This is a genomic window from Roseibium sp. RKSG952 (assembly GCF_009711355.1).
Genome location: NZ_SMMF01000173.1, coordinates 1 through 328 on the forward strand (window position 1 = coordinate 1; position 328 = coordinate 328).

General features: G+C 58.2%; 1 protein-coding gene. It reads left to right on the forward strand.

The genetic code is table 11. The features are described from left to right. Positions 1-33: 33 nt before the first annotated feature. Positions 34-328, forward strand: a 295-nt coding sequence (locus tag E1297_RS00425; RefSeq protein ID WP_244327580.1) for a DUF4116 domain-containing protein, incomplete at its 3' end; no start/stop codon positions are given.

Below are 328 nucleotides of genomic sequence, written 5' to 3' on the forward strand. Positions count from 1 at the left end.
GAGATTTGCCTTGAAGCGGTGAGGCAAAACGGTATGGCGTTGGAGGATGTGCCGGGACATCTTATGACGAAGGAGATATGCTACGATGCGGTGAGGCAAAACGGCCGGGCGTTGCGATTTGTGCCGGAGAGCGCTCGGTTTCCGGGGATCTGCCTTGAGGCGGTCAGGCAAGCCGGAGCTGCCTTGCAACATGTGCCGAAAGACCTCCTGACGGAGCAGATGTGCCGCGAAGCGGTGAGGCAGAAGGGTATGGCGATTTTCTTTGTGCCGAGAAACTTCCGGACCGAGCAGATGTGTTTTGAAGCGGTGAGGCAAGAGGGTGAGGCGC